The sequence below is a fragment of the Nocardia caishijiensis NBRC 108228 genome (assembly GCF_001612825.1).
In the GTDB taxonomy this organism is placed as follows: Bacteria; Actinomycetota; Actinomycetes; order Mycobacteriales; family Mycobacteriaceae; genus Nocardia; species Nocardia caishijiensis.
Map to the genome: position 1 here is coordinate 202,610 of NZ_BDBE01000030.1, position 21,731 is coordinate 224,340.

20 protein-coding genes are annotated in these 21,731 nt (G+C 67.9%); 12 read left to right on the forward strand and 8 right to left on the reverse strand.

Annotated elements, in window-relative coordinates:
* Positions 1-248: 248 nt before the first annotated feature.
* The 3 genes from NC7_RS14185 to NC7_RS14195 all read right to left on the reverse strand — a co-directional run bounded on the left by NC7_RS14185 (position 249) and on the right by NC7_RS14195 (position 1,753).
* Positions 249-905, reverse strand: coding sequence for an SDR family oxidoreductase (locus NC7_RS14185; RefSeq protein WP_067983134.1), 657 nt, complete (start codon positions 903-905; stop codon positions 249-251).
* A 32-nt stretch (positions 906-937) separates the two neighbouring features.
* Positions 938-1,435, reverse strand: a complete 498-nt coding sequence (locus NC7_RS14190; RefSeq protein WP_236573445.1) for a DUF2599 domain-containing protein — start codon at positions 1,433-1,435, stop codon at positions 938-940.
* Positions 1,436-1,501: 66 nt separating this feature from the next.
* Entirely contained in the window at positions 1,502-1,753 is a 252-nt protein-coding gene (locus NC7_RS14195) for a hypothetical protein (protein WP_067638753.1), read from the reverse strand.
* A gap of 338 nt (positions 1,754-2,091) precedes the next feature.
* Between NC7_RS14195 and NC7_RS14200 the strand changes: the two genes are divergently transcribed.
* Positions 2,092-3,435, forward strand: a complete 1,344-nt coding sequence (locus NC7_RS14200) for a lipase family protein (RefSeq protein ID WP_067983136.1) — start codon at positions 2,092-2,094, stop codon at positions 3,433-3,435.
* Positions 3,436-3,741: 306 nt separating this feature from the next.
* Positions 3,742-4,920, forward strand: a complete 1,179-nt coding sequence (locus NC7_RS14205; protein WP_067983138.1) for an esterase/lipase family protein — start codon at positions 3,742-3,744, stop codon at positions 4,918-4,920.
* Positions 4,921-4,978: 58 nt separating this feature from the next.
* Here the strand turns inward: NC7_RS14205 and NC7_RS14210 are convergent, their stop codons facing one another.
* Positions 4,979-6,151 carry a PucR family transcriptional regulator gene (locus NC7_RS14210; RefSeq protein WP_373861250.1) on the reverse strand — a complete coding sequence of 391 codons (1,173 nt, stop codon included), beginning with the start codon at positions 6,149-6,151 and terminating at the stop codon, positions 4,979-4,981.
* 263 nt (positions 6,152-6,414) lie between these two features.
* Here NC7_RS14210 and NC7_RS14215 point away from each other — a divergent pair, with 263 nt between their 5' ends.
* On the forward strand, positions 6,415-6,891 hold the full coding sequence (locus NC7_RS14215; protein ID WP_067983144.1) for an HAD-IIIC family phosphatase: 477 nt from the start codon (positions 6,415-6,417) through the stop codon (positions 6,889-6,891).
* Between the two features lie 54 nt (positions 6,892-6,945).
* On the opposite strand, the gene NC7_RS14220 is transcribed toward NC7_RS14215, so the two are convergent.
* Positions 6,946-7,800, reverse strand: coding sequence for a sigma-70 family RNA polymerase sigma factor (locus tag NC7_RS14220; protein ID WP_067983146.1), 855 nt, complete (start codon positions 7,798-7,800; stop codon positions 6,946-6,948).
* Between the two features lie 110 nt (positions 7,801-7,910).
* On the opposite strand from NC7_RS14220, the gene NC7_RS14225 reads away from it, so the two are divergent.
* A complete protein-coding gene (locus NC7_RS14225; RefSeq protein ID WP_067983149.1) occupies positions 7,911-8,255 on the forward strand; it encodes a DoxX family protein in 345 nt (114 codons plus the stop codon).
* Positions 8,256-8,299: 44 nt separating this feature from the next.
* On the opposite strand, the gene NC7_RS14230 is transcribed toward NC7_RS14225, so the two are convergent.
* Complete coding sequence (locus NC7_RS14230; RefSeq protein WP_067983151.1) at positions 8,300-9,889, reverse strand: GMC family oxidoreductase; 1,590 nt, start codon at positions 9,887-9,889, stop codon at positions 8,300-8,302.
* A 144-nt stretch (positions 9,890-10,033) separates the two neighbouring features.
* Positions 10,034-11,521: an FAD-dependent oxidoreductase gene (locus tag NC7_RS14235; protein WP_067983153.1), complete on the reverse strand. Its 1,488-nt coding sequence runs from the start codon at positions 11,519-11,521 to the stop codon at positions 10,034-10,036.
* A gap of 163 nt (positions 11,522-11,684) precedes the next feature.
* On the opposite strand from NC7_RS14235, the gene NC7_RS14240 reads away from it, so the two are divergent.
* The 7 genes from NC7_RS14240 to NC7_RS14270 all read left to right on the forward strand — a co-directional run bounded on the left by NC7_RS14240 (position 11,685) and on the right by NC7_RS14270 (position 19,299).
* Entirely contained in the window at positions 11,685-12,176 is a 492-nt protein-coding gene (locus NC7_RS14240) for a glutathione peroxidase (protein ID WP_067983155.1), read from the forward strand.
* Between the two features lie 105 nt (positions 12,177-12,281).
* Positions 12,282-13,112, forward strand: coding sequence for an SAM-dependent methyltransferase (locus NC7_RS14245; RefSeq protein WP_067983157.1), 831 nt, complete (start codon positions 12,282-12,284; stop codon positions 13,110-13,112).
* Positions 13,113-13,285: 173 nt separating this feature from the next.
* Positions 13,286-13,594: a hypothetical protein gene (locus NC7_RS29145; protein ID WP_157102001.1), complete on the forward strand. Its 309-nt coding sequence runs from the start codon at positions 13,286-13,288 to the stop codon at positions 13,592-13,594.
* A gap of 174 nt (positions 13,595-13,768) precedes the next feature.
* Complete coding sequence (locus NC7_RS14255) at positions 13,769-14,560, forward strand: LppX_LprAFG lipoprotein (protein WP_084458522.1); 792 nt, start codon at positions 13,769-13,771, stop codon at positions 14,558-14,560.
* A gap of 210 nt (positions 14,561-14,770) precedes the next feature.
* Positions 14,771-16,237 carry a fatty acid desaturase gene (locus tag NC7_RS14260; protein WP_157102002.1) on the forward strand — a complete coding sequence of 489 codons (1,467 nt, stop codon included), beginning with the start codon at positions 14,771-14,773 and terminating at the stop codon, positions 16,235-16,237.
* A 44-nt stretch (positions 16,238-16,281) separates the two neighbouring features.
* Complete coding sequence (locus NC7_RS14265) at positions 16,282-17,445, forward strand: type III polyketide synthase (RefSeq protein WP_067983160.1); 1,164 nt, start codon at positions 16,282-16,284, stop codon at positions 17,443-17,445.
* A gap of 9 nt (positions 17,446-17,454) precedes the next feature.
* Positions 17,455-19,299 (forward strand): ATP-binding cassette domain-containing protein, encoded by a 1,845-nt coding sequence (locus NC7_RS14270; protein ID WP_067983162.1) that lies wholly within the window; start codon positions 17,455-17,457, stop codon positions 19,297-19,299.
* Between the two features lie 50 nt (positions 19,300-19,349).
* On the opposite strand, the gene NC7_RS14275 is transcribed toward NC7_RS14270, so the two are convergent.
* The gene (locus NC7_RS14275) at positions 19,350-20,231 is read right to left on the reverse strand and encodes a glucosyl-3-phosphoglycerate synthase (RefSeq protein WP_067983164.1); all 882 of its coding nucleotides are present in this window, start codon (positions 20,229-20,231) and stop codon (positions 19,350-19,352) included.
* Positions 20,232-20,407: 176 nt separating this feature from the next.
* On the opposite strand from NC7_RS14275, the gene NC7_RS14280 reads away from it, so the two are divergent.
* Positions 20,408-21,715, forward strand: coding sequence for a TerD family protein (locus NC7_RS14280; RefSeq protein WP_174550229.1), 1,308 nt, complete (start codon positions 20,408-20,410; stop codon positions 21,713-21,715).
* The last annotated feature ends 16 nt before the right edge of the window (positions 21,716-21,731 follow it).

Below are 21,731 nucleotides of genomic sequence, written 5' to 3' on the forward strand. Positions count from 1 at the left end.
GCCCTGAGTTTAGGACGGAGACACTTTCAGATGCAAGCACATCTGCACGATCGATTAGGTCTCGATTCGGTGCTCACCCCGGCTTCTGGGCGGCGAATCCGGCTCGGCGCCACCGGATTCGCGGTTCGCTCGGACCGAACAGCGGCGTGACCGGCGCTTCGGCGGCGTACCGGTCGAGGGCGGTCGTCACCCGGCACCCGACCGGCACGCCGGACGACCCGAAAAGTCTTGGGTCGGTTAATTTTCGGCTAACGAATCGCGGCGACGGCCGCCTCGATCGGATCCCGCCCCGACACCACCTCGAGGGTGCGTCGAAAGGTGTTGTCGGCGACCAAGATCGACGCGAGCGTCGCGGCGACGTCGGCGCGCGGCACCTCGGCGCGCCCGACCGGCGGTGGCCCCAGCGTGATCAGACCGTTGCCCTCGGCGTCGGTCAATCTGCCCGGCCGCACGACGGTCCAGTCCAGCGCGCGCTCACGTAGGTCGTCCTCGGCCTTGGTCTTGGCATCGATATAGGCGGCCCACACCTCGTCGGTGCCCGGTGCGGGCGGCTGACCCGCGCCCATCGTCGAGATCTGCACGAACCGGCGCACCCCGGCCCGGTCGGCCGCGTCGGCCAGCCGCACCGAACCGCCCAGGTCGACGGTGTACTTGCGGTCGACCCCGCTGCCCGGACCCGCGCCCGCGGCGAACACGACCGCGTCCGAGCCTGTGACGGCGGCGACGAGGTCGGCCGGGTCGTCCCGTTCCATGTCGTGGATCACCGGGACACCGCCGGTGGCGGTGATGTCGGCGGCCTGGGCGGGGTCGCGGATGAGGGCGTGCACCTGATGGCCGTTCCTGGTGAGCAGTCCGGTCAGCAGCAGGGCGATCTTGCCGTGTCCGCCCACGATGACAACGCGCATAACCTGTACTCCTTCCGCGCGCGGCCCGGAACTCAGCGTTCCGGTCCGCCGGGGTTGCAGTTCGCCGAGACCGTGGCCGAGTAGCCGACGGCCGGTCGCCACGGTTCGAGGTTCCAGCTCGTCTTGTCCGGCGCCACCATCCTCGCCCACACCCAGTGGCACACGAACTGGTCGCGCATGCCCGGCGAGTCGGCGGTGGGGTCGAGGGCGAGAACCTCCTGCCACGCGGTCTCGTCGGTGCCGGGTGCGGCCGTCTTGCGACCCGCGACGGTGGGGAACACCAGCAGGCGGGTGCCGTCGACGTTGCTGGTCCAGTGCACCTCGTCGATCAGCGGAAGACCGGCGTACGGGTCGACGGTGGTGGTCGGCGGCGCGATGGTTGCCGGGTCGCGCTCGATGGTCGTGGTCGGTACGGCAGTCGTCGGTGCGGCGGTGGTCGTCGCGGCCCGGTCGTCCTGCTCCGAACCGCAGCCGGTCACGGTCAGTGCCGTGAGCACGGCCACGGCGACCGAATACTGCCACCGGTTCACGCGTGCCTCCTGTGTCCCGCGATCGGGACACGACCGCCGCACCAGCCTAGTGCTGCGGTGCGGAGCTCAGTGCCACAGCGAACGGCACGGCAACCGGCGCAGGCCGGGTTCCACCCGTCCGTCGACAGTCACCAACAGGCCCGCGTGGACGGCGGCGGTGGTGAACTCCCATGCCTCGGACTGGGTCGCGGCGTATTCGAGGACCATCGCGTCCTGTGGTGTCGGTCCGTCGAAGTAGACGGTGATCCGCCGCGTCGGTATGTCGGTGTGATCGAGGGGGTGACCGGCGGCGGCGATGTTCGCGTCGATGGGAATCATGGCGTGCTCCTTCTGCCCCGGCGCTGGTAGGCGCCTTCCTACTCGACGGTAGGGCGCGCGACCATGAAGGAGAACATGTTCCGAAGGTGGCTGGACAATTCACAAACCGCCTGGTCCGGTGGCCGTAGTTTCTCCGAAGTATCGGTGCGCACCGTTGTTGCGATCCGGACGCGGGGTGTACACGAGTCGGGCACGACGGCCGTGCGTGGTCGCGCCGGGACGTACCGTGAGAACACTGACGACGGCGCGCAGGGGAGGTTTCGCCGCGGCTTCGAGTACCGCATCGCCGGGTGTCAGGCCACGAGTCCGAATGTGCCACCCGAAGGCGTGTGAGTGCCATGAGATCTGTGCGTGTCCTGCTCTGTTCGCTACTGCTGTTGTGTCCGCTCGCCGTCGGCACCGCGACCGCCGAACCACTGCCCCCGGCCGCGCCGGGAATCCTGCCCGACCTGCAACGCTGGATCGACGAGGTGCTGCCGTCACCGATTCCGTCCGGCGCGGGCATCGATCCGGACGCCGAGCTCGCGGCGCTGCGCGAGGCCGTGATGCCTTCTCCGGTAGGCGATCCCACGTTCGACCACTGGCCCGAGGAGCTGGCCGCGCTGGCGCCGGGCGACCTCGTCGAGGTGCGCGACATCACCTCGGTCGCCGGTCCGCTGACCCTGGTTCCCGTCCGCTCCGCCCACCTGCTCAAATTCCGCACCTCCGACGCCAACGGTGACCCGTCGTTCGCGACCGCGACACTGATCCGACCCGCCACCGAGTGGACCGGTCCCGGCGACCGGCCGGTGCTGGTGAACAACCTGCCCATCGACGCGCTCGGTCGGTCGTGCACCCCCGGCTACACATTCACGCACGGGTTCTCGCTGAAATCGAGTGCCATGGAGTTCCTGCCGCCGACCACCCAGCTGGCAGTTCTGCGCGGCTACGCGGTGCTGATCCCCGACCATCAGGGTCCCCGGATGGCCTACGCCGAACCGTATGTCGCCGGGCACGCGGTGCTCGACGCGATCCGGGCCACCAGGAAGGTCGAGCCACAGACCTACGGTGCCAGCCCGTTCGCGATGACCGGCTACTCCGGCGGTGCCATCGCCACCCACGGCGCGGCCAAGCTGATCGCTTCCTACGCACCGGAATTGGCCGAGGTGATCGTCGGGGCCGCCCTCGGTGGTGTGCCTGCCGACTACGAGATCCTGGCGCGCAGCATGAACGCCAACCTGGCCTCGGGCATCTTCATGGCCGCGACCCTCGCGGTCGGCCGCGAACGCCCCGAAATCCTTGCCGCCATGAACAATCTGGGTCGCTGGGTGGCGACCTCGGCGATGAAGGACCAGTGCGTGAGCGTCTTCGCGCTGCCGGGCATCCTGCACCTGCCGATCGATGTCGGTGCCAATATCGCCGACCCGTTGCACTCGGACCTGGCCGCCAGGATCTACGAGGTCACCCGGATGGAGGGAATGCGTTCGGCCACACCGCTCTACGTCTACAACGGGGACCAGGAGTTCTGGATCCCGGCCGAGGGTGCCCGCAACCTTTATCGCGAACAGTGCGAACTCGGCGCGACGGCGGTGTATCGCGGGGTGCTCGGCGAGCACATCGTCGGTGCGGTGACGGGATATCCGGAGGCGATGCTGTGGCTCGACGAGCGGCTCCGAGGGATTCCCGCGAACAACGAATGTTGAGGGCCTTTTTTCGGCCGAAATATCGGTGTTCCAGTGCTGGGTCAGTGTGAACGGGCGATTGTTCTGGGAAGTATCACTATCTCGCCCGTTCGGCGTCTCGACCTGCGGGATCGCCGTGGGGAAAAGTTCCTGTGTGGCGTCATGGGGCCCGTCGGCAACCGGTGGTGACCTACCCAGAACCCCCCGGAGAAACGAAATGCCGTGAATTCCCGGGCTTATGTTCGGTGCGGTTTCGACAAGCCATTCGTATTCCCGATCGCAAAAGGGGACGCGAATTATCGAATCGCACAGGAAGATACGCCAACGATGAAATCTCCCAGTCGCCGACGCACGCTGCAGACAGCGATGCTCACCGGCGTCAGCGCGCTCGCCGTGGCGCTCACCGGCCCAGGGGCAGGCGCGGCCCCCAACGACGCGCCAACCGAACAGGCTCTCGCCGAGATCATCGCCGCGGGCCGTTCGGTGGCAGGCCCCAGCGGCTCGGCGTGCAACTCCGGTAGCGGCACCGGCTCGGGCAACGGCTCCGGCGACTGCTATGGCGGCTCGGGCTCGAGCTCCGGCTCCTCGGGCGGCTACTCCAGCGACACCGTCGGTGTCGGCCCGGCCCAGACCTCGTTCCTCGCGGCCTTCGCCTACGGCCTGGCCAACGGCGACGCGGCGCCCCCCGGCGCCAACGACTGGAACTGCAAGCCCGCCGACGGCGACCGCCCGCTGGTCATGGTGCACGGCACCTGGATGAACGCCTACAACGGGTACGCGTTCATGGGTCCGGAGTTCAAGAACGCCGGTTTGTGCACCTTCACCTTCAACTACGGTCGCTCGAACCTGATCGAGGGCGGCGGTCTCGGCTCGGTGCTGCCCGGCGTGATGGGCACCGGCTACATCCAGGACTCGGCCGACCAGCTGGCCCTGTTCGTCGACCGGGTCCTCGCGGCCACCGGTGCCGACGAAGTCGACATCGTCGCCCACTCGCAGGGTGGCTCGATGTCGAACTGGTACACCAAGTTCGACGGCGGCGCCGACAAGGTGAAGAACCTCATCACCTACGGTGCCACCCACCACGGCACCAGCCTCGACGGCATCGGTGCCCTCGGCCGCATGATCAACAACCTGGGTATCGACATTCTCGGCTTCATCGAGATCTTCGTCGGGCACGCCGGTATCCAGCAGACCATCGGTTCGGACTTCGTCAACCAGCTCAACGCCAACGGTGACACCGTTCCCGGCATCGACTACACCATCGTCGGTACCCGGTACGACGAGGTCACCAACCCCTACGATCTGACCTTCCTGAAGCAGGGCCCGGGCTCGACGGTCCGCAACATCACCCTGCAGGAAGGCTGTGAGCAGGACGTCTCGGATCACCTGACGATGATGTACTCGCCGCGTGCCCTGTCGATCGCGCTCAACGCCATCGACCCCGGCAGCCATCAGCTCGTGTGCACCTTCAACCCCTGGTTGGTGGGTGGGGGCGGCAGCCTCTGAGCCCGGATGAACGGGCGATGCCCGGGGAAATTCTCCCCGGGCATCGCCTTTTCGTCGATCAGACGGTGGTGCGGTAGCTGCGGGCGACCAGCGCCGAGCGCAGATACCACAGGCCCGACGGCTGGGTCGGGTCGAAACCGGTGAGTTGACCGATGCGCTTGAGCCGGTAGTCGACGGTGTTGGTGTGCACGTGCAGTACCCGCGCGGTGCGCTGCCGGTTGAGGTTGTTGGCGATGTGACGCTGCAGCGTTTCCAGCAGTTCGGGGAACTGGTCGAGCGGATCGAGCAGTGAGCCGAGGAATTCGCGGCCCGGACCCGGCCGGGTGAGCTGGTATTCGAGCGCGAGCTCGTCGAAGCGGTACAGCCCCGAGGTGACCTCGAGGCGCTGAACCATGTCGAGCAGTTCGTGGGCCTGATCCGCGGCATCCGGGACGCCGGTGGTGCTCGTCTCGACCAGGGCTGCCGTGATCCCGACCTGTGCGGCCTGGGAGAGCTGGGCGACCAGGGCGGTGAGGCCCTCGCGGTCGAAGGTCTCGGCGGGGATGAGGACTGTGCCGCCGTCGACGCTGAGCAAGGACAGGGCCGTGTCACCGCAGCGCTTGGCCAGCTCGGCCTGCACGCGGCGCAGCTTGCGCCGGGCCACCACCTTCTGGTCGAGGGCCGGGTTCGCCTCCTCGCGGTGCGGCGGAATCGACAGGGCCAGCACGGCGTACTGCTCGGCGATGGCGATGCCGCATTCGCGGGCCATGGTCGAGGTGCTGTGCCCGCCGAGCAGTGCCGAGGTGAGGGTGTGCACCGCGGTGTGGTGTTCGCTGACCACCCCGCGCAGTTCGCGCACGTAGGCCAGCGAGACCTGGCTGGTGATGGTGTCGAGCATCTCCATCACCATCTTCACGCCGTCGACGAGGTTGTCGTAGTCCTTCACCGAGGCGTTCGCCACCACCAGGTCAAGGCCCATCTTGAAGCCCTCGGCGATGGAGTGGTGGATGGTGTCGATGGGCACGCCCTCGCGGGCCCACCCGCTGGCGGCGTCCTGCAACCGCTGCAAGGTGCTGGGGATGTCGCGGCCGTCGAGCATGCTGACCGCGAATTCCAGACAGATCCGGGTGATGGTGGTGACGTCCCCGGTGATCGCGTCGCCCGGCAGAGTGCCGCACGGCGCGACGTTCTCGACGAAATGTCCTACCATCTGCCGTGACAACGCCCGGACGTCTTTGAGGGGAGACGACATCGGCCGCCCCGAGATCGTGAGCGATTGTCGTGGTGGATTGTGTACGGACATCTGAAGTTCCCTTCGCCTGATTTCGGCTGTCCCCCCGCTGTCCAGCCTGTTCACCCTAGCCAAGGTGAACGAAAACCGGAATGAAACGCCGCGTTCTGGGTAACGCTCGCGTGTCCGTGACCCGATCTTGGTGGGCGATCACAAGGCTGGTCGCGGCGGCGTCACAGGTTGTAGAGTTCAGCGCGCCGGAACGAACCGATAGGGGCACCACCATGCGACCTGCCGTCCGTTGTCTGGTCTGGGAACTGGACGAAACCCTGTGGGACGGTGTGGTCCACGACGGGACCAGCGCCGCGCCGCGCCCACCGGCGTCGCGCACGTTGACGACGCTGAGCGACCGCGGCGTGCTGCACGCCGTCGCGGCCAGGGGCGACCGCGCGCGCACCATGCGCACGCTCTACCGACACGGGCTCCACGACATGTTCTCGGCGGTCGAGATCGGCTGGGGACGCAAGTCGGCCGCGATCGTGCGGATCGCGGGCACCCTCGGGCTCGGCCTCGAGGGCATGGCCTTCATCGATGCCGAGCCGGTGGAGCGGGCCGAGGTTTCGCGGGCGTTGCCGATGGTGCGCTGCTACGCGGCACGCAATGTCGACATGCTACCGCTGCTTCCCGATTTCCGGCACGATCTGCGGTCGGGCCCGATGCCGACACCGCCGCTCGGGTTCGCGCGGGTTCCAGCGTTCTGACCTGCGGGATTGCAGGTCGACGCAGCGACGGCAACGATGCATCGACTGCCGGGATCATGAGGTGAGCAGCGACAGCGTGAACCGCTCCGGAGTCGCGAACACGTCGTAGGCGGTGATCCGGCCCGCGTGCACCCCGAACGTCAGCACGAAGATCGGGCGCCCCGCCCGTGTCAGCACCAGACCGGGCCTGCCGTCGACGAGGACCACGACCGCCTCGCGCGCGCGCCGCCGCAGCGCGACCGCGCCCTCGGCCACCGCCCGTGCACCACGGACCACCGCGACCATTCCCGGTGTCAGCGTCGCCGGATCAGCGGTGCGCACCACGTCGGGCGCGAGGATCTCGAGCAGCGCGACGAGGTCACCGCCGCGGGCGGCGCGCAGGAACGCGGCCACCGCGGCGCGTTGCTCGGCGAGGTCGGCGGTGCTCATCGCGGCTGGTGCGTGCACCCGCTGCCGGGCCCGGCTGGCGAGTTTCTTGGTCGTCGCGGGAGTGCGGCGCAGGATCGGTCCGATCTCGGCGAACGGCACCGCGAACAGGTCGTGCAGCACGAACGCCACTCGTTCCTCGGGGCCGAGTGCGTCCAGCACCACGAGCAGCGCCCGCTCTACCGAGTCCGCGTGCACCGCTTGGGCTTCCGGATCGGCGTCGGCGGCCGGGATCTCGAGCTCGTCGGTCCGGGTCTGGGGCCTGCGGGCGCGGGCGCGCAACAGATCCAGGCACAGCCGGGACACGACGGTGGTGAGCCAGCCGTCCAGGTCGGTGATCACGGCGTCGGTGTCGGCCAGCCGCAACCACGCGTCCTGCACCACGTCCTCGGCCTGGGCGGTGGCACCGAGCATCCGGTGCGCGAGGCCGCGCAGCCGGTCACGGCGCTGCTCGAACATCGGCGCGAGCGAATCCGCGCGCATCGGTCACCTTTCGGGTTCGCCGGTCGTCACTCGGGCAGACGGCACTCACCGTCGTCGCTCGGTCGTCTCCACTGTGTCAGACCGTGCGTTCACCGAAAACGGAGGAATCCATGAACACCGCCTACGTCGTCGTCACCGTGCTCGCAGCGCTGGCCGCTCTGATCGCCGCGGGAATCGACGTGTTCCGGGCCGACTGGGTGCGCGAGAACATGCGCGACTACGGGTTGCCCACCTGGTCGTTGACCCCGCTGGCCGTGATCAAGGCCGTGGGTGGGGCCGGTCTGCTCGCCGGGTTGGCCTACCGACCGCTGGCCGTGGCCGCGGCGGCCGGGTTGGTGCTGTACTTCATCGGCGCCGAGATCACCGTGCTGGCCACCCGCTGCTACTCCCACATCGCCTACCCGCTGCCGTATCTGCTGCTCGCCGCGGCTTCGCTGACGCTGGCTGTGGCATGACACCGGTGGTGGCGTGCGGCTTCGGGCACGCCACCACCGGTCTGCTAGGCGCGGGCCAGGATGAAGTCGGCGGCCTGCTCACCGATGAAGATCGCCGGGGCATTGGTGTGCCCACGGATGATCAACGGCATCACCGAGGCATCGGCCACGCGCAGACCCTCGACACCGCGCACCTTCAGGTCCGGTCCGACCACGCTGGCGGTGTCGGTCCCCATCCGGCAGGTGCCGACCGGGTGGTACAGGGTGTGCGAGAACTTCTCGATGGTCAGCGCGATGGTCGCCTCGAGATCGTCGGGTGCCTGCGGCGGATAGATCAGCGGTCCGAGGGTGCTCTTGAGCGCAGGCTGACCCGCGAGTCCGGCGCACACCCGCAGCCCGGCGGTCAGCGCGGCCAGGTCGGCGCCGTCGGGGTCGGACAGGTAGCGCGGATCGATCACCGGCTTGGCGGTCGGGTCGGCCGAGGCGAGCCCGATCCGGCCGCGGCTGCGCGGACGCAACAGGATGGATCCGAGCACCACACCGTGCTCGGTCGCCTCGACCAGGCCCTCGTGGTAGAACGGCGCCGGTGCGTAGATCAGCTCCAGGTCGGGGTGCTCGAGTTCGGGCTCGCTGCGCACGAAGCCGTATGCCTCACCGACATTGGAGGTGAGCATGCCTCGATGGCGCACCACGTAGTTCAGCAGTTCCAGCGGCTTCTCCGCGGTGTACAGCGAATCCGACTCCACGCTGTAGCCGAGCGCGGCGATCAGGTGGTCCTGCAGATTGGCGCCGACCTCGGGGGAGTGGGCGACCACGTCGATCCCGTGTTCGGTGAGCTGTTCGCGGTCACCGATACCCGAGAGCTGCAGCAGCTGAGGGCTGTTCACCGCTCCGCCACACAGGATGACCTCCTTCGCGGCGGTCACGACGTGCGTCTGCCCGGCGTGCAGGAACTCGACCCCGGTCGCCTTCGTCCCCTCGAACAGCACCCGGGTGGCCAGCGCCTCGGCCCGCACGGTGAGGTTCGTGCGCTTCATCGCGGGTCGCAGGTAGGCGTCGGCGGTGCTCCAGCGGCGGCCGTCGCGCTGGGTCACCATGGTCTGGGTGAAGCCCTCGGGCGCGGGACGATTCGCGGCCTCCAGTTTGTGGCCCGCCTGCCGCGCCGCCTCGAGGAAGGCGTGGGTGGAGGCGCGCGGGCTGCGCTGGCGCTGCACGTGCAACGGCCCCTTCGCACCCTCGTCGGGGAACTGCGCGTCCTGCACGTGCTCGATCTTGCGGAACTGCTCGACCGCCGAGGCGAAATTCCACTTCTCGCCCGCCAGCAGCCCCCATTCCTCGTAGTCGGCGCGGAAACCGCGCACCCACATCATCGCGTTCATCGACGACGAACCGCCGAAGGTCTTGCCGCGCGGCCAGTAGATCTGCCGGTCACCGAGCGCGGACTGCGGTTCGGTGAGGTAGTCCCAATCCCGCTCGGTGCGGAACAGTTTCGAGAACGCGGCGGGAATATGGGCGAACTTGTCGTCGTCCGCGGGCCCGGCCTCCAACAGGACGACCGTGGTGCCCGCGTCGGCGCTGAGCCGGTTCGCGAGCACCGCCCCCGCTGACCCGGAGCCGACGATCACGTAATCCGCGGACGTCCCACCTGCTTGCACTGTCCAACTCCGATCCTGCACTGCATCTGTCGTAGCCAACACGGACACACCCGGGGCCCGCGTGAAAAGACCGCGAGCACAGCCGGACTCGGCGTCGAGCCGGGTGCTGCATGCAGCGTACTGACAGTCGGCGTCCGGCGGGACTCAGTAGGTGCCCGCCGCTGCCGCGCGACCGGCCCGCCGACCGTAGAAACTGCCGTCGCCGAGCGAGGCCCCGCTGACATAACCACCCGCGCACAGCCCTGACGTGCAGCGACCGGCGGCGAACAGTCCCGGAATGGGTTCACCACTCACGTGCAGTACCCGTGAGTCCAGGTCGGTGCGCAGCCCGCCGAGGGTGAATCCGGCGGTGAAACCGCGCAGATCGAACCCGGCCAGCGAGCCCTCGATCGGGCGCACCCACTCGGGCTTCTTGCCGAGCAGGGGGTCGCCGCCGTTCGCGGCGTGCCGGTTGTAGGTGGCCACCGTGGTCTGCAGTGTCTGTTCGGGCAGGCCCATCTCGGTTTCGAGCTCGGCGACGGTCTCGGCGACCCATTTCGGTGGGAACCGGAAGAACGGGGTCGATGTCTCCGTGGCGAGGGCTTCCTCGAGAGAACGTTCGTCGAGGATCAGGAAGGCCTGGTTCTCCTGCCGCAGCAGAGTGGCCTGGCCGATCCGGCCGGGGTAGGTGTCCTCGGCGATGTAGCGCTGACCGCGCCCGTTGACGAGGATGCCGCGCGCCATCATCTGGGGGTCACCGAAGATCGCGACCTCGCTGGCGTCCATGTGGGCCAGCTCGGCGCCGAGCGCCTGCGCCAACCGGATGCCGATACCGTCGTGTTCTTCGATGGCGGCGCCGGGGCGGCCGGTCAACTGCGGGGTGTACCGATCGATCATCTCGGTGTCGTAGGCGAAGCTGCCGGTCGCCAGCACCACACCGCGGGTCGCCCGGATCGTGACCGGCTTGCCGAAGTGCGTGGCGAGCAGGCCGACCACCCGATCGTCGTCGTCGACGATCAGTCGCCGGATTCGGGTGTCGTACTCGACGGCGACGCCGAGCGCGGCGACAGTGTCGGCGAGCGGCTTCATCAGCATGTATCCACCGCTGCGTTCGCCGATCTTCTTGTTCGCCAGCTGCGGAACGTGACCGCGCGGTGCGGGTGCGGCGAGGTCGAGGAACGGTGCCGCGTTCTCGCCGCCGGAATACATCAGGCCCTCGTCGTGCGGCGGCTCCCAGCCCGGCTCACCCCAGAACTCCGCCTTGAACGGCACACCGCAGTCCACGAGCCAGTCGTAGTGTTCGACACTGCCCGCGCAGTAGTCGGCGATCTTGGCGGCATCGACGCCGGGACCGAGTGCCGCGGTGAGGAACGCGGCCATGTTCTCGGCAGTGTCGTCGAAGCCGAGCGCCCGTTGCAGCGCGGTTCCGCCGCCGAGGTACACGAAGCCGCCCGCGAGCGCGGCGGCCCCACCCCAGCCACCGGTGCGTTCCAGGATCAGCACCCGCGCACCCGCGCGGGCGGCTTCGATGGCGGCGCACACCCCCGCGATGCCGAAACCGGCGACCACCACGTCGACCTCGAAATCCCACTGGTCCACGGCGTTCTCGCGCAGTGGCCGGACGGTATCGGTTCGCGGGCTGGTGTCGGTCACGGCTGCCTCCGGTGGTCGGTGTGTACCGAAATGGTGCCGCCTGGGCGCTCACAAAACAAGAACGTGTTACAGATTCCCGTCCAGCGGGACGCCGGGGCCGGTGTGCGCGACTCCGGTACCGTGGCCGTCGAACCCACGTCGAGAAGAATCTGGTGGTGCACACATGAGCGCGAACATCCGGGACATCGCGGTCGAGACCCTCACGGGCGAGCCGACCACACTGGGCGAACTGGCGGGCGACAAGGCCGTGCTGCTGGTGAACGTCGCCTCCAAATGCGGGTTGACCCCGCAGTACACCGGCCTGGTCGAACTGCAGAAGAGTTACGGCGAGCGCGGTTTCACCGTGATCGGCATGCCGTGCAACCAGTTCATGGGCCAGGAACCGGGCAGTGCCGAGGAGATCCAGGAGTTCTGCTCGGTCACCTACGGTGTCGACTTCCCGCTGCTGGCCAAGGCCGAGGTCAACGGCGCGGACCGGCACCCGCTGTACCAGGCGCTCACCGAGGTCCCCGACGCCGAGGGCGCGGCCGGTGACGTGCAGTGGAACTTCGAGAAGTTCCTCATCGCGCGCGACGGTACGGTGGCCGCGCGGTTCCGTCCGCGCACCACGCCGGACGACCCACAGGTCGTGCGGGCCGTCGAAGCGCAGCTCTGAGCTGGAGGAGTCGGCAGAGCGCTCCCGAGATACGTTCCCTACCAAGGGAATAGATCATCTAGGCTGAGTTCGGAAAGGCACCCGTCCGAACTACGGAGGCATCCGATGTCGCACGCTTCTGCCGCTTACCCCAGCTCCGTGCCCGTCGGAGTCGACACGACGCGGGCCAGTATCGCCCGCGTCTACGACGCCGCGCTCAACGGCAAGGACAACTACGAAGTCGACCGCGCGGTCCTGGCCCAGGTGCGCACCGTCGCGCCGCAGGTCAACGATCTGGCCTGGGCCAACCGGGATTTCCTCATCCGGGCGTGCCGTTTCCTCGCCAGAATGGGAATCGACCAGTACCTCGATCTCGGCTCGGGATTACCCACGGCCGAGAACACGCATCAGGTCGTGCAGCGGGTGAACCCCGCGTCGCACGTGGTGTACGTCGACAACGATCCGTCGGTGCTTGCGCACGCGCAGGCGCTGCTGGCGAGCAACAGCCGCACCCGCATCGCCGCGGCCGACATCTTCGCGCCCCTCGATGTCCTCGGCAACGAGATCGTGCGCACCGAACTCGACTTCACCCGCCCGATCGCCCTGTTCCAGGTCGGCACCCTGCACCACTACCTCGGCGACGACGCCCCGACGCTGATGCAGACCTACATCGACGCCCTCCCCGCCGGTTCCTTCATCGCCATCGCCCACTTCCACGACCCCGAAACCCCGGACCACAGCGACCTGGCCAGGAAAATGGAAGAGAAGTTCATCCACAGCCCGATGGGTAGCGGCCGCTTCCGCACCCACGCCGAAATCCAGGCCATGTTCGGTACCACCACCCTCATCGAGCCCGGCCTCGTCCGCTGCGACGACTGGTGGCCCGACGGCCCCCACCTCACCCCCCTCTCCGACGTCCGTCACTGCATCCTCGGCGGCGTCGGCCACAAGCGCTAGCGATCGGTGAGCAGGGCCTCGGCCGTGCCGATTTGATCCCGTGGACATGCGCGAACGTGTACCTGGCTAGAGGCGCGGGCGCGGGGGTGGGTTCGTGCCGGTAGGCTCGGGGTGTCGCCGGTGAGGGATACGGGTGACGTGCCGCGGGAGCGGCTGCGTCGGAAGTAGGAAGTGTGAAGGGCAGCGAGGACAGTTCTGGTTCGGGGGAGCGCGAGGCGGCGAAGGTCGTTCGGCTGCCCAGGCGGCCCAGGCGGCATCGTTCGGAGGCCGCCGATCCCCGACGCCGGTTGCCGGACCCCGCCTTCGACCCGGCCCCGACCCGACCGGTGACCCGAGCCGAACTGCAGGCCGAATCGGCGACGTGGCCGGTACCCGCGGTGGGCCAGCAGGCGAGCGGTGGTACCGAGCACGACCGGAATGTCATCGACCTGGGTGCTTCGCGTCGCAAACGCGCCGCTCGGCGGATATCCGACAACGGCTGAGCGCCGTATTCCTTAGCACTGCTTAATAACTCGCGAAATGCAATCCTCGGGTACGATCACCCCGGGGGAGCGCGAGATGTCCGATGGTCTGCTTAGTATGTCGCAGGCGACGGCAGCTTCGGCTGCCTCACCAAGCGAATTACGACCATCTCCAGGGGATGAACCTTGATCGACATCACACCGCACCGCACCCCGCGTCGCCGGTCCGCCGTGACCGCGGTCGTCGCGGCCGCCGCACTGTGCGCCGCCCTCGTCACCGGCTGCACGAAGGACGACTCGACGACCACCGCGGCTCCGCCGACCGGCGCGCTGCCCGACGGCGCGCAGATCGTGAAGGAGTCGGCCAAGACCACTCAGACCCTGCGCACCGTTCACCTGAACATCGACGTGAAGAACCTGCCCGACCTGCCAGTGGAAACCGTGTCGTCGGACGTCACCAACGAGACCCAGGGCTCGGGCGCCGCCATGGGTGAGGCGAAGGTCAAGATCAAGCCCGAGGACCCGTTCACCGAGGCGAAGTTCCTGGTGGTGGACAAGGTTCTGTACACCGAGGTCAGCGGCCGCTATGTGCCCGCCGGTCCGGCCGAGAAGGTCTACGATCCGGGCGTCATCCTGGACAAGGACAAGGGCATCGCGAACGTGATCGCCAACATCCAGAATCCCAAGGCCGAGGCTCGCGAGGTCATCGACGGCATCAACACCGTCAAGGTCAGCGGAACCATCGACGCCGCGGTGATCGACCCGATCGTGCCCCGCATCGGTCAGAACGCCGGGACCATGCCGATCACCGTGTGGATCCAGGACGTCGCCCCGCCCGCCTCGGACTCGACCAAGCCGTCGGAGGCCGCCTCCACCGGTGAGGGCCCCAACCTCGTTCGCGCCGTGGTGAAGAAGGACCAGGGCGAGGTCACCGTCGGCCTGTCGAACTGGGCCAAGCCGGTGAACATCGTCAAGCCCGCAGGCTGATCCGCACCCGCACACCCGACAGCCCACACCGGTCCGGGATCGCGGAATCCGGCACACCGTGCCGCTCCGCCGACCCGGACCGGTGTGTCGTTGGGTCGGCCGATAAGAAAAGTTTCAGCGAGATGCAAGGCGCCGCAAGGACTATACGTGTCGGGACGCTGGTCGGCAGGCACACGCATCGACCGCCGTTCGGACACGAAGGAAGCACTGATGACGATCGACGATCGACCTGATGAACAGGAGCGCGAGCTCCCGCCACCACCCGGCCCCGGGGGGCGGCCGCCGGTCAACAACGTGTGGGTGTATAACGGTAAAGCCTACGACCTGAGCGAGTGGATCTCCAAGCATCCGGGCGGTGAATTCTTCATCGGCCGAACGAAAAACCGCGACATCACGTCGATCATCGGTTCCTACCATCGTGATCCGGAAAAAATCGCGCGGATGATCGAGCGTTACAGCCTCAATCGTAATGCCACGCCCGAGGATATCCATCCGAAGAACAATGCCCCGGATTTCCTCTTCAAAGAGGGTTTCAACAGCTGGGACGACACCCCGAAGTACAAGTTCGACGACAAGAACGACCTGTTGCACGCGGTGAAGGCCCGGATCAAGGAACCCGAGCTGGCCGCGCGGCTGAAGCGAATGGACCGCGCGTTCGACATCGTGGTCGCGTTCCTGATCTTCGCCTACTTCGCGGTGCAGGGTCTGCGGCTCTACGACACCAGTTGGATGCCGTTGCCGGTCTTCGTGATCGCGATGGTGCTGCTGCGCAGTTCGCTGGCAGGCTTCGGCCACTACGCGATCCACCGCGCGCAGAAGGGCTGGAACAAGTACGCGGTGAACGCCTTCGACATGAACTATGTCGCACTGTCCTTCGTCACCGCCGACGGTCACGCCCTGCTGCACCACCCGCACACCCAGAGTGAAGTCGACATCAAGAAGAACGTCTTCACCATGATGACGCAGGTCCCGCGCCTGTACCGGGTGCCGATCCACACGGTGCACAAGTTCGGACATCTGTTGACGGGCATGATCATTCGCCTGCTCGACGTCTGCCGACTCACCCGCAAGGTCGGCATCAAGGACATGTACGGCACCTGGCGGGGAGCGCTGCCGCACTTCATCGGGTCGTTCGGGATGCGGTTCCTGCTGGTCGCGGAGTTCGTGGCCTTCGCCGTCGCGGGCGATTTGCTCGCCTGGGCACTGCAATTCGTGATCACCCTGTGGATCAGCACCTTCATGGTCGTCGCCAGTCACGACTTCGAGGTACCGACCGAGGAGTTGCACACCGAGACCGAGGACTGGGGCGTCAACCAGCTCGAACAGGCCTACGACCTGACCGTGGTCGGCAACAAGTACGTCGACTGCTTCCTGTCGGCGGGCTTGAGCTCGCACCGGGTGCACCACGTTCTTCCGTTCCAGCGCAGCGGTTTCGCCAACATCGCCTCCGAGGACGTGGTGCGCGAGGAGGCCGCGAAGTTCGGGGTCCAGTGGCTGCCCGCGAAGAGCTTCTTCGGTGATCGTCTCCCCAAGCTGTGCCGGACCTATCTGCTCGCACCCTCGGACGAGGCGCAGCAGAACCGGTGGGGGCTGGTGCGTGAACACTGCGCGCCCTCAGCGTTGAAGACCTGCGTCACCTACACGGTGCAGGGCTTCACCGGCATCGGAACCGTCTGACCCGGCCGCTGCCCGTTACCACTGTCTCGAAAGGAATTGTGCCCGTGTCTGTTTCCATTGATGAAGGTGTGCGTCGATCACGCGGGCACGACCTGCTACCGCCCACGCCGCCGACCACTGTCGGGGTGATCGAGGCCGTGGCCACCGGCTCGCCGCAGCGGGTGATCGAGCAGGCCGTCAACGCCGGGCGGGTGGCGGAGCTGTTCTCCGATCCGGTGCAGCGGCAGCGCATTCCACGGATCTACGAGAAGACGCGGATCGACACCCGACATCTGGCGATCGATCCACTCGCTCCCGATTTCCTCGAGTTCAGCAGGCGGCCCGGCACCATCCGGGAGCGGATGAATCTGTTCTTCGAGCACGCGGCACCGCTGGCGGTCGACGTGGCCCGCCGCGCGGTGGCGGGCCTGGCGAACCCGGCCGAGGACATCGGTCAGCTGATCTTCGTGACCAGCACCGGGTTCATCGCCCCCGGCGTGGATGTCGCGGTCGTCAAGGCGCTCGGCCTCTCGCCGACGGTCAACCGGATGATCGTGAACTTCATGGGGTGTGCCGCCGCGATGAACGGCATCCGGACCGCCGTCGACTTCGTGCGCGCGCATCCGGACAAGAAATCGATGGTGCTGTGCATCGAACTGAGTTCGGTGAACGCGGTGTTCGACGACGACGTCAACGACGTGATCACCCACAGCCTCTTCGGCGACGGGTGCGGCGCGGTGGTGATCGGTGCCAACCAGGTGCATCAGCCGCTGGCGCCCGGCAGCGTCGTGATCCGCGACAGCTTCAGCCACCTGTTCGACGACGCCGAGGACGGCATCGTGCTCGGGGTGAAGGGCGCGGGCATCACCTGCGAGCTCGCGACGAGCCTGCCCGACTACATCTACCGTGGCGTCGATCCGGTGGTGTCGCGGGTGCTGGCACGCAACGGACTCGACAAGGCCGACATCGAGTTGTGGGCGATCCACCCGGGTGGGCCGCGCATCATCGAGGAGTCGGCCCGCTCGCTCGGGATCGCGCCCGAATCGGCCGCACCGAGCTGGGCCGTGCTCGCCGAGCACGGCAACATGCTGAGCGTGTCGCTGATCTTCGTGCTCGAGCGGATGATCCGCGAATCCGAGTCGACGGCACCGATTTCCACCGGGGTGGCGTTCTCGTTCGCGCCCGGTGTCACCCTCGAGGGCATCGTTTTCGATGTCATCCGCAGCTGAGAGTCCATCATGCAATTGCTCCGTTTTCTCGCCGCGCTGTCGCCCGCCAGGATCGCGGCCGTGGTGGTCGCGGGCCTGATCTGCGGCGCCGCCAACACCTACCTGGTGACATTGATCAACGCGGCGGTCTCGCCGAAGCCGCCGCCGGACGACCTGGTCACCCGCTTCGTCCTGACCGGCCTGGTCATCCTGGTCAGCGGTGTGCTCTCGCAGGTGTTGCTCATCCGGTTGTCGCAGGACGCCATCTACCGGTTGCGCAGCGACCTGAGCTCCGGGATCGTCGCCGCCCCGCTGGAACACCTCGAGCGGCTCGGCATGCACCGTCTGATGGCGACGCTCACCGAGGACGTGCGCTCGCTGTCGCAGGCGGTCACCGCCATTCCGGCGATCTGCGTCGACGTGGCGACCATCGTGGGTTGCTTCGTGTTCCTCGCGGTGGTGTCGGGGCCGATCTTCGCGGTCACCGTCGCGGGCACGCTGGTCGGGATCGCCTGTGTCGAACTGGTTCTCAAGCGGGTGCGGGCGATCTACCGCGAGGCCAGGGAGAACGAGGACGCGCTGTTGCGCTCGTTCCAGGCCGTGACGCTCGGCATCAAGGAACTCAAGCTGCATCGTGGTCGGCGCCGCGACTTCATGGACCGGCATCTGCTCGGTTCGGCGGGCACGCTGCGCGACCAGAACACCGACGCCGGATCGAAATTCTCCTACGCGCAGGGGTTCGGTCAGACGTTGCAGTTGGCGACGATGGCGCTGATCCTGTTCGTCCTGGCCTCGGCCCTGGATCTGCCGCGCGAGACGATGGTCGGGTACGTGCTGGTCACCACGTTCCTGGCGATGCCGATGCAGAACTTCATGCATCGGCTTCCCGATCTGCTGCGCGGTGACGTGGCGCTGGCCAAGATCCGGGCGATGAACCTGTCGATGACGACGATGCACAACGAGGACGATTTGCCCTACGCCGAGCGTCCGCCGGTGGGCCAGGCCAAACTCGAGTTGTCGGAGGTGACCTACGTCTACCGCTCGGAGGCGCCGTCGCCGATACCGCCGCCGCCCGGCGCGCACCCCGAGGGTATGCCCGCGCACCCGCCCCGTCCCGGTGTTCCGCCGCGTGGAGGCAACGGGCACCCCGGTGGACCACATCCGCCGCATCCGGGCGCACGGCCCTCGGCCGGTCCCGACGTGAACGGCAAGAACTGGGTCGACCACGGCGCCACCGATGTGCGACCGGTGCCGTTGGGTCCGCCACCCGGGCTCGACGAGTCGGGTGCGGGTGGGTTCCGGCTCGGGCCGATCGACCTGGCGTTCGAGCCGGGGCAGATCAGCTTCATCGTCGGCGGCAACGGCAGCGGGAAGTCGACGCTCGCCAAGATCATCACCGGGCTGTACGTGCCACGGACAGGGTCGTTGTCGCTCAACGGGGAGCGGATCGACCACGACAACATCGAATGGTTCCGGCAGAACTCGTCGGCGGTGTTCACCGATTTCCACCTGTTCGAGGACTACCTGGGCTTCGACCGGCCGGGGATCGACGCCGAGGTGCGGCGGTATCTCGAGGAACTGCAGATCGCGCACAAGGTGAGTGTCGAGGGTGGGCGGCTGTCGACCGTCGACCTGTCGCAGGGGCAGCGCAAACGTCTCGCTCTGCTCACCGCGCTGCTCGAGGACCGGCAGATCTATGTGTTCGACGAGTGGGCCGCCGATCAGGAGCCGAGGTTCCGTGAGGTGTTCTACCGGGAAATCCTCACCGAGCTGAAACGGCGCGGGAAGACCGTCATCGTGATCACCCACGACGACCGGTACTTCGATTGCGCCGACCAGCTGGTGAAGCTCGACTTCGGGCTGGTCGCCGCGTAATCACCTGTGCCCCGGTCGATTGCTCGATCGGGGCACAGCTGTGCGCGGGTTCAGGCGATGTCGCGGTGCGCGGTGACGACCCGTCGCATCGGCGGCCGGTCGACCAGGCTGACTTCCGACGGGGTTCGGTGCCAACCGGTTTCGGTCGGCAGGAACTGGACCAAGCCGATGCCGGAGTCGCGGATGCCGAGCCGATCGAGCAGGGTCGCGACCACCTGACGGCTCAGCACCGCCAGTTCGTGGGTGGTCCTGGTGCGGTGCACGCGGATGCCGAGGTCGACCTGGGCGATGGCGGACAGGCCGTGGCGCTGCCAGCAGTCGAGCAGGATCCCGATCTCGGCGCCGTAGCCGCCCGCGAGGGGGACATCGCCGAGAAAGTCCCGGGTGACGGCGTATTCGCCGCCGAGCGGTTGCACGATCTCGGCCAGCGCGGGCGCGAGGGCGGTGAGCAGCGGTCGCGCGACCAGCTGCGTGACCCGGCCTCCGCCGTCGGCGTCGACCCGGGAACCGGTCGTGATCGGGCGCCGGTAGAAGCCCTTCACCAGGGCGGTGCCGGGTTCGGTGAGCAGCGGCGCCAGCAGGGTCGGAACGAACAGCGGATCGGGTGCCACGAGGTCGGCGTCGAGGTAGACCAGCAGGTCACCGGTCGCCACCGCCAACGACCGCCACACCACCTCGCCCTTGCCGGGACGCGGTGGCACTCCCGGCATCGCCTCTTCGAGGGTGTACGCGGCCGCGCCTGCCGCTCGCGCCCGAGCGAGCGTGCGATCGGTCGAACCGGCGTCGAGCACGATCAGTTCGTCGACCAGAGCGCCGAGCAGCGGGCGCACCGAGGCCACGACCCCGGCCACGGTGTCCTCGTCGTCCAGGGCGGGGACAACCACCGAGACCCGGCGACCCGACTTGCGGTCGATCAGCTCACGGATGTCCATGCGAACCAGTGAACGTCAGCGAGCACACGCTCGCCAGCGATCCGGCGACATCTTGTGATCGCGGCCAAGGGCGGGCCCGGCGATGCTGGTGAACCGGACAGCGCGGCGCCGAGGGCCGGTACGGTTGGACTGTTCGCCGTCGACGGCGAGGACCGGCGAGCGAAGGAGCGGGCGTCATGAGCGCGACGGTGGTCGAGGTGGCCAAGGGGTCGAAAACCGACCTGACCGACGATCGGTACACAGTGCGGCTGGACCTGGACAGCCCCGCGGGTGCGGTGGATGTGTCGGCGGTGCTGGTGACCGCCGACGGCACGGTTCGCTCCGACGCCGACTTCGTGTTCTTCAACAACCCGGCGGCCGCCGGTGTCCGGCTCGAATCGGATGCCGTGGTGGCCGTCGACCTTTCCGCGCTGCCCGAGGAGATCCACCGGGTGGTGATCGCCGGGAGTACGGAGGCGCAGGGGATCCGGTTCGGCGAGGTCGCGGGCCTGCGGGTGTCGGTGAACGGCAGCGGGCAGGCGCTGAGTTTCGCACCGACGGACCTCGATTCGGAGACCGTCCTGCAAGCGGTCGCCCTGTACCGCCGGGGAAGTGGATGGCGGCTCGACGCGATCGGGCAGGGATACAGCGCCGGGCTCGCTGCCTTCGCGACCGAGCACGGGATCACCGTCGACGAGGAGGAGCCGGAGATCGCAGCGACCGTCGTCGCACCACAAGCTGGTGCGCCGCAGCAGAACTCCGCCATCGACCTGCGCAAAGTCGATGTGGTGCTCACCAAGGACTCACCGGACAAACGGGCAACCATCGATCTCCGCAAGGGCGACCCGGGCTACGTCCTCACCGTCGGCCTCGAATGGGACGGACGCGGCGCGACGTACGACGGCACGGGCACGGCGACCACGTTCGGCACCGGCGATCTGGACGTGTACTTCTTCTGCCGCAACGAGTTGACCGGCGACTATGTCGTGGTGAGCGGCGAGAAGGGTCACCAAGGCGACCTGAACACCTGGCCCTACATCCACCATCAGGGTGACAGCCGGGGACCCGGCGCCGGTGGCCTGCCTGCCACCGAACAGGTGGTCGTTCGTCCCACCGAGAACGGCGATCTGCTGCTCAACGTCTACCAGTCCGTCGACAACGGCGCGGGCGCCATCGACACGTTCGGCCGCCCCCGCGTCCGCGTGCGCTACGGCCGCCCCGGTCCCGACGGTGCGCCCGGTCCCGACGCCGATCAGATCACCGTGCTCATCGGCAACGGCAAGAACTCCTTCTGGGCGACCGTCGCCCACATCGATGTCCGCGACGGCATCCTCACCGTCGACGGAACCATCAGGTACAGCCGGGCTTTCAGCGAGCGCATGCCGGTACTCGACACCGAGGGCACCTGGGTCCGGTCCGCCAAGAACGGCCCCGTCGGCCGCAGCAAAGGCGCCAACGGCCTCGGTCTCACCCGCTACGAAGGGCAGTGCCCCGCTCCGCGCTGAGCTGCCCTCGGCGGCG